This window comes from uncultured Pluralibacter sp., assembly GCF_913775985.1.
In the GTDB taxonomy this organism is placed as follows: Bacteria; Pseudomonadota; Gammaproteobacteria; order Enterobacterales; family Enterobacteriaceae; genus Pluralibacter.
Window position 1 is genome coordinate 51,412 of sequence record NZ_CAJYMB010000059.1, and the last position, 17,361, is coordinate 68,772.

The following is a 17,361-nucleotide window of genomic DNA, read 5'->3' on the forward strand; positions in this document are numbered from 1 at the left end:
GTATTGCTCCTGTAATGAAAGAATCAGAATGTGGTAATCAGGTCGCGAATGTGGCGGCAGGCCGCGGTAAATGCGGCATCGTCGCGCTGGCGCGGATGGGGAAGCGCGAGGCTCACCACGTCGCGTATCTGCCCGGGCCGCGGTGAGAGCACCACCACCCGGTCGGCCAGCGCCACCGCCTCTTCGACATCGTGGGTCACCAGCAGGGTGGTGGTGCCCTCATGCTGGTGAATGTGCAGCAGCGCCTGCTGCAGGGTATGGCGCGTCAGGGCGTCCAGCGCGCCGAAGGGCTCGTCCAGCATCAGGATTTGCGGGCGGGCGACGAGGCTTCGGGCAATCGCCACCCGCTGGGCCATGCCGCCGGAGAGCTGCGCGGGCAGCGCGTCGGCAAAGCCCGCCAGCTGTACGCGATCCAGCATCGACCGCGCCCGCTGGCGCTTCTCCGCCCGGCCGAGGGGCGAATTGGCCAGCCCAAGAATCACGTTGTCGATAACCCTGAGCCACGGAAACAGACGCGGCTCCTGAAAGACCATGCCGCTGGCCTGGCCCACGCCGGTCACCGGCTCGCCGTTGATCAAAATCTCGCCGCGGGTGGGCGACTCCAGGCCGGCGAGCATCCGCAGCAGCGTCGATTTACCGCATCCGCTGCTGCCCACCAGCGCCACCAGCTCGCCGGTGGCAATATCCAGACTGAAATTTTGCAGGGCCGTCACCTGCTGCCAGGTTTTACGCACCTGCTGAAAAGAGACCCGTGGGGAAGAGATCATGATGGCTCCTGATAGCGCCAGCGGGTGGCGCGGATTTCCAGTAAACGTCCGGCCTTATCCAGCGCGGCACCGGTGATGCCGACCAGCACCATCCCGCACAGAATGGTGGGCATATCCAGCAGCTGCTGGGCGTTGATCATCAGGCTGCCGATCCCCGTCCCGGAGGCCATAAAATATTCCGCGCCGATATTGCCCAGCCACGCGTAAATCAGCGCCAGCCGCAGCCCGGCAAAAATGCCCGGCGCGGCCCCGGGCAGAATAAGCCTGCGCAGCCGCGTCAGGCCGCGCAGGCGCAGCACGCTGGCGACTTCATCAAGCTGCGGGCTGCGCTGGTGAACCGCCTGCAGCGTGCTGAAAAACATCGGGAACCAGGCCGCGAGGGCGATAAACACTATCTTGCCGCCGCTGTCGTTGCCGACCCACGCGGTGAGCAGCGGCAGCCAGGCAAACAGCGCAATGTGGCGCAGCACGTTGAGCGTCGGCGTGAAGATCTGCCCGGCGCGGGGCCGCAGGGCCAGCAGCAGGCCGCCGATCAGGCCGGCGATAATGCCCGCCGCGCCGCCAACGGCGGTTCGCCCCAGGCTCGCCAGCATGGCGACGGTCAGCTCGCCGCTCATTACGCCGTCGACGGTGCGCCGGGCTACCGCCAGCGGGGAGGAGAACAGCGCCGGGTCGATCCAGCCCCGATAGCTGGCGAGCTGCCACAGCCCCAGCAGCAGTGCCGGCAGCACCAGCCCCTGCCAGCCGGCACGCGCTAGCGCGGGCAGCCGTCCGGCGACGGGCTGTGGCCAGTAAACCAGCCGGGAATACGCCTGACCGGCGGCCCACTCCATCACCATGCCGCTGACGCCCACTACCGCAATGGTGACGAAGACAATATCCAGCTGGAACAGCTGGCGGCCCCAGACCATCAGGTAGCCAATCCCCTGCGAGGAAGCCAGCAGCTCGACCACGATCAGCGACACCCACGCCTGGGACAGCGCCAGCCGCAGGCCGGTAAACCAGTGCGGCAGGCCCGCGGGAATGGTCAGCCAGCGCAGCCGCTGCCAGCGGGAGAAGCGCATCACCTGCCCCACCTCGCCCAGCGCGGGCGGCACGCTGGCCACCGCCAGCTGGGTATTAAGCGTGACCGGTACGAGAGTAGTTTTGACAATAACCGCCAGCTTCAGGCCGTCATCAATGCCGAAAATCACCATAAACAGCGGGATCCAGCCCAGGGTTGGGATCTGCGCCAGCGCGTAAAACAGCGGCTCTGCCCGCCGGGCGGCGCCCGGCATCAGGCCGAACAGCGCGCCGAGCAGCGTGCCGGCGGTTGCTCCCAGCAGCAAACCCGGCAGCAGGTGCCCGAGGCTGTACAGCCACTGATCGATCAGATCGCCGTGAAGCAGGGAGAGTGCGGTGCGCGCCACCCGGGACGGCGCCGGCAGGATTTGCGCCGGCATCCACCCGGCGCGGGCGGCGATGTACCACAGCACCAGCAGCAGCGAGGGCAGCAGCCACGGCCAGCCGTAAAGCGGCCGTCGGGGCCTGGGCGAAAGGGGCATATTCAAAATCGTCTGCGACATAGCGGCTCACATTCGGGGAACTGTGTCGCTATCAAACCCCGCCTTTGCCCTCGCCGCCATTGCGTTGGAGGAATAATCCCGATGCAGAAAATGCATTCGGGCCCGCTGCGGCTGCGGGCTCTGATTTAGCTTTTTTTCAATTTTGCTTCGCCAATAAAAGCATTTAACAGCCGGTCCGGACGCTGATTAGGGTGAGGAAAAAACTCAGTGGAGCAGTCAGTTATGTTGAAACTCATTTTTAAACGCCTGTTGGCCGGGCTGATAGCCGTCGCGGCGCTGGCAGCCAGCGTTCATGCCGACGCCCTGCGCACCATCCGCATCGGCGTGCCGGATCAGAGCGCGGGCAGCCAGCCGTTTATTGCCGGGCCGGTGGGAATGGCCTTTATGCGCCACCAGCTGGAGGCGGCATTCAAACCTCAGGGTGTGGAAATAAAGTGGCAGTTCTTTAAGGGCGCAGGCCCTGCGGTGAATGAGGCGCTGGCCAACCGGCAGCTGGATTTTGTCTATCTTGGCGATCTGGCGGCGATTATCGGCAGGGCCAGCGGGCTTTCGACGCGCCTGCTGCTGGGCAGCCGGGGGTCGGAATCTTATCTGGCCGCCACCCGGGCATCGGGCATCAAGACGCTGGCGGATCTGAAGGGCAAGCGGGTGGCGGTATACCGCGGCACGGCGGATCAGCTGGCGTTTGACCGCGCCCTGCAGTCGGTGGGGCTTAACGAGCGCGCAGTGCGGGTGATTAATCTGGACTGGAATGCGGGAAAAGCGGCCCTGGCGGCGGGCCGTATCGACGCGGTGTGGGGCGGCGTCTCGCTGCTGGCCCTGCGCGGGGATAAAATTGCGGTCGTGGCCAAAAGCGGCGATTCCGGACGCCAGAACACCACCCAGGCCGGATTTCTCGGCACGAGCGAATTCATCAACACCTGGCCGCAGGCCACACGGCAAATTATCGCGGTACTGGTCAGAAACGCCGCTGAAATCAGCGATCCGGCCCGTCGCGACGCCTGGGCAACTGAGATGGCCCGCCAGAGCCAGCTTCCCCGGGAACTGCTGCTTGAAGGGCTGGCGCCGCAGGATCTCAACTTCGATAACTCGCCGCGCGTTGACGCGTTCCTGATCGACAGCTTCAGCCACAGCGTTGAACAGGCCAAAGCGAGCGGCCTTATTCGCGACGGTTTTGACGTCAGGCAGTGGGCGGACGGCACCTTTGTCGAACAGGCCCTGAAAGCCCAGCCGTACGAACATCTCTGGCCGCAGTACGACAGCGCCGGAAAGGCGGCTACCTCCCCTGCTCCGGCGGCATCCCACTGAGGGCGTGCAGGCCGTCGAGGTGCAGAATAATGTCGATCATTTTCTGCGCCAGCTGCGGCATCATCGCGTGTACCGGCGAGATAATGGCGAAACGGGTCTGCATCAGCCGCCACTCTTCCGGCTCATCGGTCAGCGCCAGCTTGACCAGACGGTGGCTGTGCTGGCACAGGGCGAAGCCGTCCTCGCTGGCGAAACTGATGGCATCGGTGTGCGCCAGGGTCGACAGCAGCGCGTAGATGTGGTCGCACTGGATAGCCGGGATAAAGTCCTGCTGCTGGCTGAGGGTGGCGAGCACTTTGCGCACGCCGGGCGGCAGATAGGGCGCCGCGAAGGGATAGCGCAGCATTGCCTGAATCGATACCGGCCCCTGCTGCGCCAGGGGATGATCCGCGTGGCAGATAAAAAAGCAGGGCTGGGCGCTGAGCGGCTGAACCCGCAGTTGCGGATCCAGCTCCGCCTGCCAGCTGTCGGCCACCACGAACGGGTACTGGCGAATGGTCAGGGCGTGATGCAGGGCGTGCCAGTTATCAATATGAAAACGCACCCGGGCCTGCGGCAGGCCGCGGTTAAACTCGCCCACCGCCGCCGGGATCAGGCGAAAGCCCGGGGCCTGGCCGCAGCCGAAAGCCAGCTCGCCGCGCTGGGCTTCGTCCGCCTCCCGCAGCTGGCCGCTCAGTTCCAGGTTCAGCGCCTGAAAGCGCCGCGCGTAGGGCAGCAGCGTATGCCCGTGCAGGGTCAGCACCGGCAGCTTGCTCTGGCGGTCAAACAGCGGATGCCCGACGCTCTGTTCGAGCGCCTGAATGCTGCGGCTGAACGCCGACTGCGACAGGCACACTGCTTCCGCCGCGCGGTTAAAGCTGCCGTATTCTACCAGCGCAACAAAGTTGCGCAGTTGCCGAAAGTCCAGGTGCATAGGTTTGCATCATCCTCACTGTAATAAAGTCACATTACTGGATGAACGGCTGCGGGCGCAATATTAGGGAAGTGCGGCGCGAATGAAGAGGAACGAGGATTGGTCGGGCAAGCGCGACGATATTTACGCCTGCACGTTAATCAGAATGCGATTCACTTTTTCAAGCTGTTACAACTACTTTTCCATCTTCTCTTTGATCAAAACGAGATTTTTTAATATTGCATCCCGCTCGTTCTGAACCCTGACTGACGGCGCCAGTACCGTTATTGAATAGACGCCAAACGCCGTTTTAATCAAAACCGAAAAAGAGGTAACACCTGCAATATAAATGTTTTCATCAATGCTGAATCCATTCTCGCGGGCGGCTTTCACATCTTCGATAAGAGAAGCGCGATCGATACTCTCCCCTTCACTGTTTACTGTTTGTTGCGGCACGGCAAGTTCAAGAAAATCGTCTGATAAATCTGACAGCAGCATTTTTCCCGCCGCCGTTGCGTAGCATGGCGACTCCAGGCCAACCGGAAAAGAGACTCTCAAATCCTTTTCGTAAATAATACAATCAATGACGTGAAGCTTATTTTGATGCAGCGTGCTTAATGACACCGACTCTTTAACGGTTGAAGAGAGCTCTTTTAAAAAGGGATTAAAATAAGACAGCGCGGTCATGTTTGTATTTTGCAGCATCAGGAAAAAACCATTTCCCAGCTTGAGCTTGCCGTTAACATGGGAAATAAAACCCTGAGATTCCAGCGTCGATATAATTCGATGAACCGTGGTTCTCGGCAGATTCAAATTCTGTGATATTTCAGCCAGTAAAAGGCCATTTATATTCTTACTGAGCATTTTCAGTATATCAATGGCTTTAATAATAACTTTAATACTGCTGTCTCTTTCCATTATTGACTCCCACACGCGCCATAAGCATCTTAACTAACAACTTTTAAATATCTATTAATAATGCTTCTTAAAATATCACTATACCTGATAGCAAAGTCATATTCAACGTCATACTTTCGAACGTAATAGCGTATAAACTGCGCTGTACTATCCACTTCTGAAGTTACCGGGAATATTTTTTTACTGTCTGGTTTAGCATGACGCAGCGTGGGTTTATCACCCGTAATAATTTTATAAAAAAGATTAACGCGCGCTTCAGCATTATTGACTAAATCATTCACCATGGATAACGAGAGGATCATTGTTGGAACAGTGCTGGTATACGCTGCATTCGCCGAATGAAAAGCATCTGTAAGAGCCTTATAGTTCTCAGAGCCATCGCGATCGCTTCGGAAGTTTTTCACCTTGATGATGTTGTTAACAAAGTAAGCAACCGTATTTTTTAAATCGCTGTCATGATTAATTTTAGGAACAACGGGTATCAGCTTAAAGAGGATCCTGAGTATAAATGCTCCAATGAGGACCGACGTTCCCCTCAGCACCAGGAAAGGGATATCAGCGGTATAATCAAAATTATTTTCAGGAAGAACCGTAACCATATAGCCGATATTAAATCCTATCGAATACGCAAGGGTTTTCAGACTGGATAACCCCATAAAGCCAAAGAAGACAGGCACCCCGGCAATCAATATATAAATCTCGATAGCACCCGGGAGCTGCGCGGTGATGATATAGATAAGCGAACCAAGCACGACAGCGATTATCAGCCCCCGCACAGCCATCCCGGTAATCACTTCCGGATGCGGAAGCCGACTAAACATCACGCTGAATACCACGGGTACAATACACATCAAAAACATTTCAGGCCAGGAAGAGACATACCAGATGTAATAAGTGACCAAAAACAGCAAGGCCGTTCTGGCTCCGTTCCTGTAAAAGTTGGAAAAATCAAACGGCTTGAGGAATTTATATTTTAAAGAGGGATAGTGGGTTTTCTTGACTTTCTTTCTGTAGATATCAGTCAATTCATTTATTTTTACGAGAGCACTTAAGAAATGGCTATAATAAAAGGCATATTCGTCCTGGCGATGCGCATCCTCATTACCCACAGCATAATTCGCGCCACACTGCTGGTATTGCTCAATATCAAAATCAGCGTTGGCCCTTCCGTTGTTGGATACTTGATGATGATAGAAGTCCGAAATTTCTGACAGCAACGCCGGCGCATTTTCGGAAACAATCTTCAGCATCATGAACAGCTCGGCGATACGGTTGCAAATCTCACGCGCATAATTACAGTACTTTCTGGAGTATGAGCTTTCCCACTCGCTATTATTTGCCAGATCGTGAATAAACGAGATTTTTTTATTCAACTCAGTAAAAGCCGCATCGCTAAAGTTATGGGCTTGGATTAAATCCGCGAAAAAAGCCTTCAGGTTATTTAACTCGAACTGCATAATATTTTTAGATGATACGGGAAACACCAGTGAACAGACCAGTGCAACCCACAGAACACCGAAAACTACGGTGCCAATCCTGTCGACAAAAACAGTAATTAACGCTTCCCCGGTCCCGCCTGAGATAACGGGTATCAACGTCATGATACATAACGTCACAGAGCTAAAAGCGAACAGGAAGGTTACGTTCATATCGCGGGTATTCGTCGCTACGCCCGACAGAATAAAGATGATTATAGCCGTACAAATAACCGCGGCCAGCGGGCTGTCCATGGTAAAGGCCATGACCACTAAGCCTATAACTCCTCCTGACACGGTCGCCAGAAGCTGCGCTAAACACTTCTTGAGCACCTGGCCATTATCATTGCCAAAAAATGAGATCACGCCGGTTATCATTACCCACACCGGATGTTCAAAATTCATCAATAGCGCGATAATCAGCCCGCCCCAGACTGAAATACTGACTTTAATACCCAGTTTTACGGCATTTTTGTTGGTCAGTGAAAATACAGCGATAATGTCTCTCATAATGATTACCACACCTACTCTAAAACAGAGAGTAAGTCAGTCAATATCGCTCTGACGCCACTTGATTTAGTATCACTGCCCTCTTTTCTCACTTTAATCGTGGCAGTCATACCCGATGACAGGTTTATGTCGTTTGGAATTGAATCAATAGTAATATTCACCGGTATCCTTTCCGCCAGGCGGATCCAGCTGTATCCGGCTTCAACATCAGGAAGCATCTGATTCCCGGCGGTAATATTTTCGTTAGAGATACCGGCATCGATAGACGATACGTGGCCTTTCAGGTAAATCTGACCTGACATCAGCCAAATATCTACCGGCTCGCCGACTTTGATATTTTGCAGTTTCGTTTCCTCAAAATATCCGGTGATATAATAACTGGAGTTAACCGTCAGAGCTAATTTATTGATACCTTTGTTGACATAATCACCTTTCGCCAGATCGAGGTTGGTAATTTTTCCATCCTCCGGTGCATAGTAGACTGTTCTGTTTAAATCAATTAACGCTGCACGGGTTTTAGCTTTCGCCAGCTGATAATCTGCCAAAGCTGATGCCGCATCAAGTCTTGAGTTATCGATATCCTCCGAGCTTAATGCGTTGGTCAACCCCGCTCTGCGATTAGCATTTCGTTGCGCCCTTTGCCAGACTATTTTGGCCCGCTCCTCGTCCGCCATCGCCTGCTCATACACGTTGGTATATCTTTCCTTATCAATGGTAAATAAAACGCTGCCTTTTTTTACTATTTCAGAGTTCTTAGCCTCAACAGAGGTTAGCCATCCTGACACATCAGGCGAGATATTTATAACTTCGGCTCTGACACGCGCATTCCTTGTCCAGGGCGTATACATATATTTATCCCATATCATTACCCCAATCGTCAGCAGCGCCATTATAATAAGAATGTGCAGGATGACTCTAAAATACCATTTCGCCTTCATTTAAAATTCTCCGTAACAAGTATCAGTAACGTAATAAAAAACACCAGGATATTTAAAACCATCTCCATACTTGAAAGGAATTCCGGCAAAAAACGGATCAACAGTTTATTGACCAGTGCAGTTATCAAAAATGACAACAGGCACCAATAAACCATAGGACTCCATAACAGATCTAAAAATGTTCTCTCGTACATGCGATGCATTCCACAATGCGGACAGTTGACCGAATGATGCACGATTATTAAAAAATCACATTGGCATTTTATGCTCATAAAATATTGCAATTTAAAAAACAAGTTATTTCAGAGGGTTACTTGTCATTGAAATAACATTGAATATTATGGGGTTTATTAAGGTGGCGAAGGGTTCAGCAATAGGGGAAAGACGATACGATTTATATAGCCCGCCAAAAGGTCAATTGCATGACAAATGAAGAAATCATCAGCAGCGCGTGTCTGAATCAACAATGGACGGCCCGCGCGCAGCAGAGGCTGGCCGTATGGCAGGATTGTTATCGTTCTCATATGCGGTGGCGATCCACCGGAGTGGTTCCGCTGTCTGAGATCGGTTATGGGGGCAATTCCGGGAGTTAACGTATTGAAAAATTGGATTTTACAGGTAACGGTACGCTAAAGAAATCGTAAGTCAGCCCGCACAGGACGGTGCCGTCCGGCCCGCGCATTTACTCGCGGGCCATGACAAACAGTTCTTCCCCTCAGCACTCCACCCCATTCACCGCCAGCCCGCCTTTCGACGTCTCTTTATATTTATCCTGCATATCTTTCCCGGTTTCGCGCATGGTGCGGATCACTTTATCCAGCGAAACGAAGTGCTGCCCGTCACCGCGCAGCGCCATCTGGGCGGCGTTGATGGCTTTGACCGCGGCGATGGCGTTGCGCTCGATGCAGGGCACCTGCACCAGGCCGCCGATGGGATCGCAGGTCAGGCCGAGGTTGTGTTCCAGCGCGATTTCGGCGGCGTTCTCCACCTGTTCCGGGGTGCCCCCGAGCACTTCGGTCAGGCCGGCGGCGGCCATGGCGCAGGCGGAGCCGACTTCGCCCTGGCAGCCCACTTCAGCGCCGGAGATAGAGGCATTCTTCTTGCACAGCGTGCCAACGGCGGCGGCGGCCAGCAGGAAATCGACCACGTCCTCCGGGCGGCTGGTGGGCTGAAACTGCATGTAGTACATCAGCACCGCCGGAACGATGCCCGCCGCGCCGTTGGTGGGAGCGGTGACCATCCGGCCGCCGGCGGCGTTCTCTTCGTTAACCGCCAGCGCGTAAAGGTTGATCCAGTCCATCGCCGACAGGGTGGAGCTGATAACGTTAGCCGCGGTGGCGGTGAGCAGGGAGCGGTACAGGGCGGGCGCCCGGCGGCGGACGTTGAGGCCGCCGGGCAGCACGCCTTCGTTGCGCAGGCCGCTGGCGATGCACGCCTGCATGACCTCCCAGATGCGGGCAAGCCCGGCGCGGATCTCCGCTTCGCTGCGCCACATCTTCTCGTTTTCCATCATCAGCTGGCTGATGCGCAGGCCGCTGCTGCGGCAGCTCGCCAGCAGCTCGCGGGCACTGTTGAAGTCGTGGGGCAGCGTGACATCCGGGAAAGGCGACTGCGCGGCGCTGGCTTCGAACTCGTCAACCACAAAACCGCCGCCCACCGAATAGTAGATGCAGGAGAAAATCGCCCCCGCCGGGCCGGAGGCGGTCAGGCGCATGGCGTTAGGATGGTAGGCCAGGGTGTCTTCGCTGAAAATCATGTCCCGGTTCCACTCGAACTCGATATTGGCCTGCCAGGGCAGTGTCAACGAGGAGGTTTCGCACACCGCGCGGATCGCCGGATCGATAATCTGCGGATCCACCGTGTCCGGCGACTCGCCCATCAGCCCCAGCAGCACCGCTTTGTCGGTACCGTGACCGACGCCGGTGGCGCTCAGGGAGCCGAACAGCTCCACCCGCAGGTTGCTCACCTTATCGCGGTCCGCCATGGCAGCGAGCTGCTCTGCGAAGCGCTGCGCCGCGCGCATCGGCCCGACGGTGTGCGAGCTGGAAGGCCCAATCCCGACTTTGAATAAATCGAACACGCTGATGCTGATGCTCATGCTGCTCTCCCGGCTTTACGCCACGCGATAAAGCCGCATTATCGCCCCTGTCATCCGGTGGCAGATGCCGGATAACGACGCCCGCATACGCCCGGTCGACGCGCTGCTGGCCGCCGTTTCGGGGATGTCGCAAATGGACATTGCCCCGGCGTTACCAAACATTATGCCCGCCTTGCCTGTGGATATTATCCCTCGTAGATACCCGCCCTGTTGCAAACGGCAGGCGCGCTGGCGCTGTCGGGTATCTATCCCGCAGCGGTTCGGCATTGATGGAGAACAAAAACGATGTTTGCAAAGAGCGATGATATCCAGAGCTTTGACGGTGAACTCTGGCAGGCAATTGAGAACGAAACGGCGCGTCAGGAGGATCATATTGAGCTGATTGCCTCCGAGAACTACACCAGCCCGCGGGTCATGCAGGCGCAGGGTACCGCGCTCACCAACAAATATGCCGAAGGTTATCCCGGAAAGCGCTACTACGGCGGCTGCGAATATGTCGACGTGGTGGAACGGCTCGCTATCGAGCGCGCCTGCGCCCTGTTCGGCGCGGACTATGCCAACGTCCAGCCGCACTCCGGCTCCCAGGCAAACGCCGCGGTGTATATGGCGCTGTGCCAGCCGGGCGACACGGTGCTGGGGATGAGCCTCGCCCACGGCGGCCACCTGACCCACGGCGCGTCGGTCAGCTTCTCCGGCAAAATCTACCGCGCGGTGCAGTACGGCCTGAGCAAAGAGACCGGCCAGATTGATTACGACCAGGTGGAAGCCCTGGCGCTGGAGCACCGCCCCAAAATGATCGTCGCCGGGTTCTCTGCCTACTCGCGGGTTGTGGACTGGGCGCGCTTTCGCGCCATCGCCGATAAAGTCGGCGCCTGGCTGTTCGTGGATATGGCCCACGTCGCCGGGCTGGTGGCGGCGGGCGTGTACGACAGCCCCCTGCCCTGGGCCGACGTGGTGACCACCACCACCCACAAAACCCTGCGCGGCCCGCGCGGCGGGCTGATTCTGGCGAAAGCCAATCCCGATCTGGAGAAAAAGCTCAACGCCGCGGTGTTCCCCGGCGGCCAGGGCGGCCCGCTGATGCACGTCATCGCCGCCAAGGCGGTGGCCTTTAAAGAAGCCATGCAGCCGGAATACGTCACCTACCAGCAGCAAGTGGTCAAAAACGCCCGGGCGATGGCGGAAGTGTTTATCGACCGCGGCTACGACGTGGTGTCCGGCGGCACCGATAATCACCTGTTCCTGCTGAGCCTGATCAAACAGGGCCTGACCGGCAAGGCGGCCGACGCGGCGCTGGGCCGGGCCAATATCACGGTCAACAAGAACGCCGTGCCGGACGATCCCCAGTCGCCGTTTGTCACCTCGGGACTGCGCATTGGCTCGCCGGTGGTCACCACCCGCGGCTTTGACGAGCACAGCTGCCGCCGCCTGGCGGGCTGGATCGCCGACATTCTCGACGTGCTGTCCGACGAGGCGAAGCTGGAAACGGCCATCGCCAACGTAAAGCAGCAGGTGCTCGGCCTGTGCGCCGACTATCCCGCCTACCGCTAAAGGAGCTGAGCCATGCAACGTTATTCCGGATTTGGCCTGCTGAAACACAGCCTCAGCTTTCACGAGAACTGGCAGCGGGTGTGGCGTAATCCCACGCCGAAGAAAAAGTACGACGTCATCATTATCGGCGGCGGCGGGCACGGGCTCGCCACCGCCTACTACCTTGCGAAAGAGCACGGGGTGACCAACATCGCCGTGCTGGAGAAGGGGCACCTGGGCGGCGGCAATATCTGCCGCAATACCACCATCGTGCGCTCCAACTACCTGTGGGACGAGTCCGCCGCCCTGTACGAGCACTCCATGAAGCTGTGGGAAGGACTGTCGCAGGATCTCAACTACAACCAGATGTTCTCCCAGCGCGGGGTGTATCACACCTGCCACACGCTGCAGGATCTGCGCTCCAACGAGCGGCTGGTGCACGCCAACCGCCTGCAGGGCGTAGATAACGAGATGGTCTATGGCGACCAGCTGCAAAAAGAGATCCCGGCGCTGGACTGCTCGCCGGACGCCCGCTATCCGATCCTCGGCGCCTCGGTGCAGCGCCGGGGCGGCAACGCCCGCCACGATGCGGTGGCCTGGGGTTACGCCCGGGCGGCAGACAGCCTCGGGGTGGATCTGATTCAGAACTGCGAAGTGATTGATATGGAAATCAGCGACGGCAAGATCACCGGCGTCAAAACCCGTACCCACGGCACGATCAAGGCCGATCGCGTGGGCTGCGTCACCGCCGGCAACTCCGGGGTGATGGCCAAAATGGCGGGCTTTGAGCTGCCGGTGGAGTCGCATCCCCTGCAGGCGCTGGTCTCCGAGCCGATCAAGCCGTTCCTCGATACGGTGGTGATGTCCAACCACGTTCACGGCTACATGAGCCAGTCCGACAAGGGCGATCTGGTGATCGGCGCGGGCATCGACGGCTGGGTCGGCTACGGCCAGCGCGGCTCCTACAGCATCATCGAACATACCCTGCAGGCGATCGTCGAGATGTTCCCCTGTACCAGCCGGGTGCGGATGAACCGCCAGTGGGGCGGCATTGTGGATACCTGCCCGGATGCCAGCCCGATTATCTCCGCCACGCCGGTCAAAAACCTGTTCTTCAACTGCGGCTGGGGCACCGGCGGGTTCAAGGGCACCCCGGGCTCGGGCAACGTGTTTGCCCACATGCTGGCCCACGGCAAGGCGCATCCGATAGCCGAACCCTTTGCCCTGAGCCGCTTCTATACCGGGGCGCTGGTGGATGAACACGGCGCCGCGGGCGTCGCACACTGAGGAGTTTTCCATGCTGTATATCTACTGCCCTCACTGCGGCGAATTTCGCGAAGAGGAAGAGTTTCATCCCAAAGGCCAGGCGCATCTCGCCCGGCCGCTCGATCCCGACAGCTGCACCGACGAGGAGTGGGGGGAATACCTCTACTTTCGTAAAAATACCCGCGGCGTTCACCAGGAGCTGTGGGTCCACAGCGCCGGCTGCCGCAAGTTTTTCAACCTGACCCGGGATACCCAGACTTACGAAATCAAAGACGTCTATCTCATCGGCGAACTGCCGCAGCCGACCCATGAAGGAGCGGAAAAATGAGCCAGAAAAATCGCCTCACCGCCGGGGGCAGAATCGACCGTAATCGTCCCCTGACCTTCAGCTGGAACGGCAAACAGTACACCGGCTATCAGGGAGATACCCTGGCCTCGGCGCTGCTCGCCAACGGTATCGACATTGTCGGGCGCAGCTTTAAGTACAGCCGCCCGCGCGGCATCGTCGCTGCCGGGGCCGAAGAGCCGAACGCGGTGGTCCAGCTCGGCAGCAGCGAAGCGACCCAGGTGCCGAACGTGCGCGCCACCCAGCAGGCGCTGTATGACGGACTGGTAGCCTCCGCTACCAACGGCTGGCCGAACGCGGAGTCTGACGTGATGGGCGTGGTGGGCCGACTCGGGGGCAGCGTGATGCCGCCGGGCTTCTACTACAAAACCTTTATGTATCCGCCCTCAATGTGGCCGACCTACGAGAAATTTATCCGCCGGGCCGCCGGGCTGGGCCGCGCCCCGCGCGAGAAAGATCCGGATATTTACGACAGCATGAACCAGCACTGCGATCTGCTGGTTGTCGGCGGCGGCCCCGCCGGGCTGATGGCGGCGCTGGTCGCCGGGCGCAGCGGCGCGCGGGTGATCCTCGCCGATGAGCAAAACGAGTTCGGCGGCCACCTGCTCGCCAGCCGGGAATCGGTTAACGGCAGGCCTGCCGCGAAATGGGTCGCCGAGGTGGTGGCAGAGCTGGCCGCGATGCCGGAAGTAACGCTGCTGATGCGCGCCACGGTGAACGGCTACCACGACCACAACTTTCTGACCATTAACGAAGATCGCGGCGACTATAAAGGCGGCGGCCTGCGCCCCGGCGAAGCGCGCCAGCGCATGCACCGGGTACGCGCCCGCTGGGTGGTGCTGGCTACCGGCGCTCAGGAGCGTCCGCTGGTGTTCAGCCACAACGACGTGCCGGGCTGCATGGTGGCGTCGGCAGTGTCTACCTACATCAACCGCTACGGCGTGCTGCCGGGACAGCAGCTGGTGCTGATGACCACTAACGACGGCGCCTATCAGACGGCGCTGGACTGGGACGCCGCCGGCGGCACTGTGGTAGCCGTGGTGGATACTCGTCCCAACCCGCAGGGCGAACGCGTTGCCGCCGTGCACGCCCGCCGCATCCGGGTGATCACCGGCAGCGGCGTCATTGACGTACAGGGCAAAAAACGGGTGACCGGCGTCAGCATCTCCGCCCTGACGCCCGCCGGGGACGCGCTCACCGGTGCGGTAACAACCCTGCGCTGCGACACAGTCGCCAGCTCCGGCGGCTGGAGCCCGGTGGTGCATCTCTCCTGCCACACCGGCAGCCGCCCGGAATGGGACAGCGAAGCGATCGGCTTTATTCCCGGCCCGACCCGCCAGCGGCAGATCACCGCCGGGGGCATTAACGCCACTTACGCGCTGGCAAACGTGCTGCTGGAAGGCGTAGAAGCCGGGCAGCTGGCGGTGGAGAAGCTGGGGCTGCATCCGGTGGAGGTGGAGGTGCCGCGCGCGCGTTCGCTGCGCGAGGAGAAGCCGATGGCGTTGTTCTACATCCCGCACACCAAACCCCTGACCCGGGCGCCGATGCAGTTTGTCGATTACCAGAACGACGTGACCGCCGCGGGCATCGCCCTGGCGACCCGGGAAGGCTTCGAGGCTATAGAGCACATCAAGCGCTATACCGCGATGGGCTTCGGCACCGATCAGGGCAAGCTCGGCAACATTAACGGCATGGCCATCGCCGCCCAGGTGCTGGGAAAAAGTATTCCGGAAACCGGCACCACGGTGTTTCGCCCCAACTATACGCCGGTGGCCTTCGGCGCTATCGCCGGCCGCCACTGCGGCGCGCTGTTCGAACCGAAGCGTTTTACGGCGATGCACGCCTGGCACGTCCAGCGCGGGGCGAAATTCGAGGACGTCGGCCAGTGGAAACGCCCGTGGTACTACCCGAAACCGGGGGAGTCAATGCAGCAGTCGCTCGATCGGGAGTGCCTTGCGGCGCGCAGCGGCGTGGCGATCCTCGATGCCTCGACGCTGGGCAAAATCGACATTCAGGGCAAAGATGCCCGGGAGTTCCTGAGCCGGGTCTACACCAACGCCTGGGCCAAGCTCGGCGTGGGCAAATGCCGCTACGGGGTGATGTGCGGCGAGAGCGGCATGGTATTTGACGACGGCGTGACCGCCTGCCTCGGGGATAACCACTTCCTGATGACCACCACCAGCGGCGGCGCGGCCCACGTAATGGAGTGGCTGGAGATTTATCACCAGACCGAGTGGCCGGAGCTGGAGGTGTTTTTCACCAGCGTCACCGACCACTGGGCCACCATGACGCTGACCGGCCCGGACAGCCGCAACCTGCTGGCCGAGCTGTGCGACGACATCGACCTGAGCAAAGAGAACTTCAAGTTTATGGACTGGCGCCAGGGCACCGTCGCCGGGGTTCCCGCCAGGGTGTTCCGCATCTCGTTCACCGGCGAGCTGTCGTTTGAGATTAACGTGCAGGCCAACTACGGGCTGCACGTCTGGGAGAAACTGTTCGAGCACGGCGCCAAATATCATCTCACGCCCTACGGCACCGAGACGATGCACATTCTGCGCGCCGAAAAAGGTTTCATCATTACCGGTCAGGATACTGACGGCTCGGTAACGCCGTTCGATCTGGGGATGGGCTGGGCAGTCGCCAACAGCAAGCCCTTCAGCTACATCGGCAAGCGCGGAATGGCGCGGGCGGACTGCGTGCGCGAGCAGCGTAAGCAGCTGGTGGGGCTGAAAACCCGCGATCCGCAAACGGTGCTGCCGGAAGGCGCCCAGGCGGTGGCGAACCCGAAACAGCCGGTGCCGATGGACCTGCTGGGGCATATCAGCTCCAGCTACTGGAGCGCCAACCTGAACCGCAGCATCGCGATGGGCTTTATCAAAGGCGGCCTCGACCGGATGGGCGAAACCGTTTACTACCCCCTGCCCGACGGCCGGGTTATCGAGGCTGAGATCTGCAGCCCGGTCTTTTTCGATCCTAAAGGAGAGCGCCAGAATGTCTGAAACCCTGATCCCGCAGGCGCGGGCGCACACTGAGAGCAGCGGCGTGGCGGTGATGGACCAGCTGCCCGCCGGCAACGCCCGGGCGGAATCGCCGCTGCACCACGCGGATCTGGCCGGGCTGGCGCAGAGCGCGCCGGCCACCGGCGGCGTCCAGCTGCGGGAAGTGGCGCTGCACGGCCACCTGATCCTGCGCGGCGCGCAGGCTAACGCCGGGTTTACCAAAGCCTGCGCCCGGGCGCTGGGGGTGGCGCTGCCCTTCCAGCCGCTCACCTCGGCGGAAAACGGTGATATTGCGGTGCGCTGGCTGAGTCCTGACGAGTGGCTGGTGACGCTGCCCGCCGGGCAGGTGTATGCCCTGGAGCAGGCGCTGCGCGCCGGGGCCAGCGGCCACTTCTCTGTTGTCAACGTCAGCGGCGGCCAGACCCTGCTGCAGCTCTCCGGCCCGCGGGCAATAGACGTGCTGAAGAAGAGCACCCCGCTCGATCTGCATCCGCGGGAGTTCCCGGTAGGTAAAGTGGCGGGGTCGGTATTCGCCAAGAGCAGCGTTTTCCTGCGCCGCACCGGCGAGGAGAGCTGGGAGCTGGTGGTGCGCCGCAGCTTCGCCGACTACATCTGGCTGTGGCTGCAGGACGCGGGCCGCGAATACGGGCTGCAGGTCATTGCCTGATACCCACCGGCGCGGCGGGCACAATGCCCGCCGCCTTTATCTGGAGATACGTATGAGCGCACAGCCCGCACCCTGGATTTTC

General features: G+C 59.2%; 13 protein-coding genes. 6 read left to right on the forward strand and 7 right to left on the reverse strand.

What is annotated here, in order from left to right; all coding sequences use genetic code 11:
* Positions 1–23: 23 nt before the first annotated feature.
* Both QZ766_RS07045 and QZ766_RS07050 read right to left on the reverse strand, forming a co-directional pair.
* Positions 24–767: an ABC transporter ATP-binding protein gene (locus QZ766_RS07045; RefSeq protein ID WP_297199373.1), complete on the reverse strand. Its 744-nt coding sequence runs from the start codon at positions 765–767 to the stop codon at positions 24–26.
* Positions 764–2,332, reverse strand: coding sequence for an ABC transporter permease subunit (locus tag QZ766_RS07050; RefSeq protein ID WP_297199377.1), 1,569 nt, complete (start codon positions 2,330–2,332; stop codon positions 764–766). The genes QZ766_RS07045 and QZ766_RS07050 overlap by 4 nt, the downstream gene beginning before the upstream one ends.
* 222 nt (positions 2,333–2,554) lie before the next feature.
* Here QZ766_RS07050 and QZ766_RS07055 point away from each other — a divergent pair, with 222 nt between their 5' ends.
* Positions 2,555–3,640 (forward strand): ABC transporter substrate-binding protein, encoded by a 1,086-nt coding sequence (locus QZ766_RS07055; protein WP_297199379.1) that lies wholly within the window; start codon positions 2,555–2,557, stop codon positions 3,638–3,640.
* On the opposite strand, the gene QZ766_RS07060 is transcribed toward QZ766_RS07055, so the two are convergent.
* The 5 genes from QZ766_RS07060 to QZ766_RS07080 form a co-directional block, all read right to left on the reverse strand.
* On the reverse strand, positions 3,609–4,553 hold the full coding sequence (locus QZ766_RS07060; protein ID WP_297199381.1) for a LysR family transcriptional regulator: 945 nt from the start codon (positions 4,551–4,553) through the stop codon (positions 3,609–3,611). The genes QZ766_RS07055 and QZ766_RS07060 overlap by 32 nt on opposite strands.
* Positions 4,554–4,727: 174 nt before the next feature.
* Entirely contained in the window at positions 4,728–5,450 is a 723-nt protein-coding gene (locus QZ766_RS07065) for an IclR family transcriptional regulator (protein ID WP_297199384.1), read from the reverse strand.
* Between the two features lie 29 nt (positions 5,451–5,479).
* Entirely contained in the window at positions 5,480–7,435 is a 1,956-nt protein-coding gene (locus QZ766_RS07070; RefSeq protein ID WP_297199387.1) for an FUSC family protein, read from the reverse strand.
* Between the two features lie 14 nt (positions 7,436–7,449).
* Positions 7,450–8,373, reverse strand: coding sequence for a biotin/lipoyl-binding protein (locus QZ766_RS07075; protein ID WP_297199389.1), 924 nt, complete (start codon positions 8,371–8,373; stop codon positions 7,450–7,452).
* Positions 8,374–9,088: 715 nt separating this feature from the next.
* A complete protein-coding gene (locus tag QZ766_RS07080) occupies positions 9,089–10,465 on the reverse strand; it encodes an L-serine ammonia-lyase (RefSeq protein WP_366509381.1) in 1,377 nt (458 codons plus the stop codon).
* Between the two features lie 291 nt (positions 10,466–10,756).
* On the opposite strand from QZ766_RS07080, the gene glyA reads away from it, so the two are divergent.
* The 5 genes from glyA to soxG are packed head-to-tail and all read left to right on the forward strand — an operon-like array spanning position 10,757 to position 17,279.
* On the forward strand, positions 10,757–12,022 hold the full coding sequence (gene glyA, locus QZ766_RS07085; RefSeq protein ID WP_297199395.1) for a serine hydroxymethyltransferase: 1,266 nt from the start codon (positions 10,757–10,759) through the stop codon (positions 12,020–12,022).
* A gap of 12 nt (positions 12,023–12,034) precedes the next feature.
* Positions 12,035–13,288, forward strand: coding sequence for a sarcosine oxidase subunit beta family protein (locus QZ766_RS07090; protein WP_297199398.1), 1,254 nt, complete (start codon positions 12,035–12,037; stop codon positions 13,286–13,288).
* A gap of 10 nt (positions 13,289–13,298) precedes the next feature.
* On the forward strand, positions 13,299–13,595 hold the full coding sequence (locus tag QZ766_RS07095; RefSeq protein ID WP_297199401.1) for a sarcosine oxidase subunit delta: 297 nt from the start codon (positions 13,299–13,301) through the stop codon (positions 13,593–13,595).
* Positions 13,592–16,612 carry a sarcosine oxidase subunit alpha gene (locus QZ766_RS07100; RefSeq protein ID WP_297199404.1) on the forward strand — a complete coding sequence of 1,007 codons (3,021 nt, stop codon included), beginning with the start codon at positions 13,592–13,594 and terminating at the stop codon, positions 16,610–16,612. The genes QZ766_RS07095 and QZ766_RS07100 overlap by 4 nt, the downstream gene beginning before the upstream one ends.
* Positions 16,605–17,279, forward strand: a complete 675-nt coding sequence (gene soxG, locus QZ766_RS07105; RefSeq protein ID WP_297199406.1) for a sarcosine oxidase subunit gamma family protein — start codon at positions 16,605–16,607, stop codon at positions 17,277–17,279. The genes QZ766_RS07100 and soxG overlap by 8 nt, the downstream gene beginning before the upstream one ends.
* The last annotated feature ends 82 nt before the right edge of the window (positions 17,280–17,361 follow it).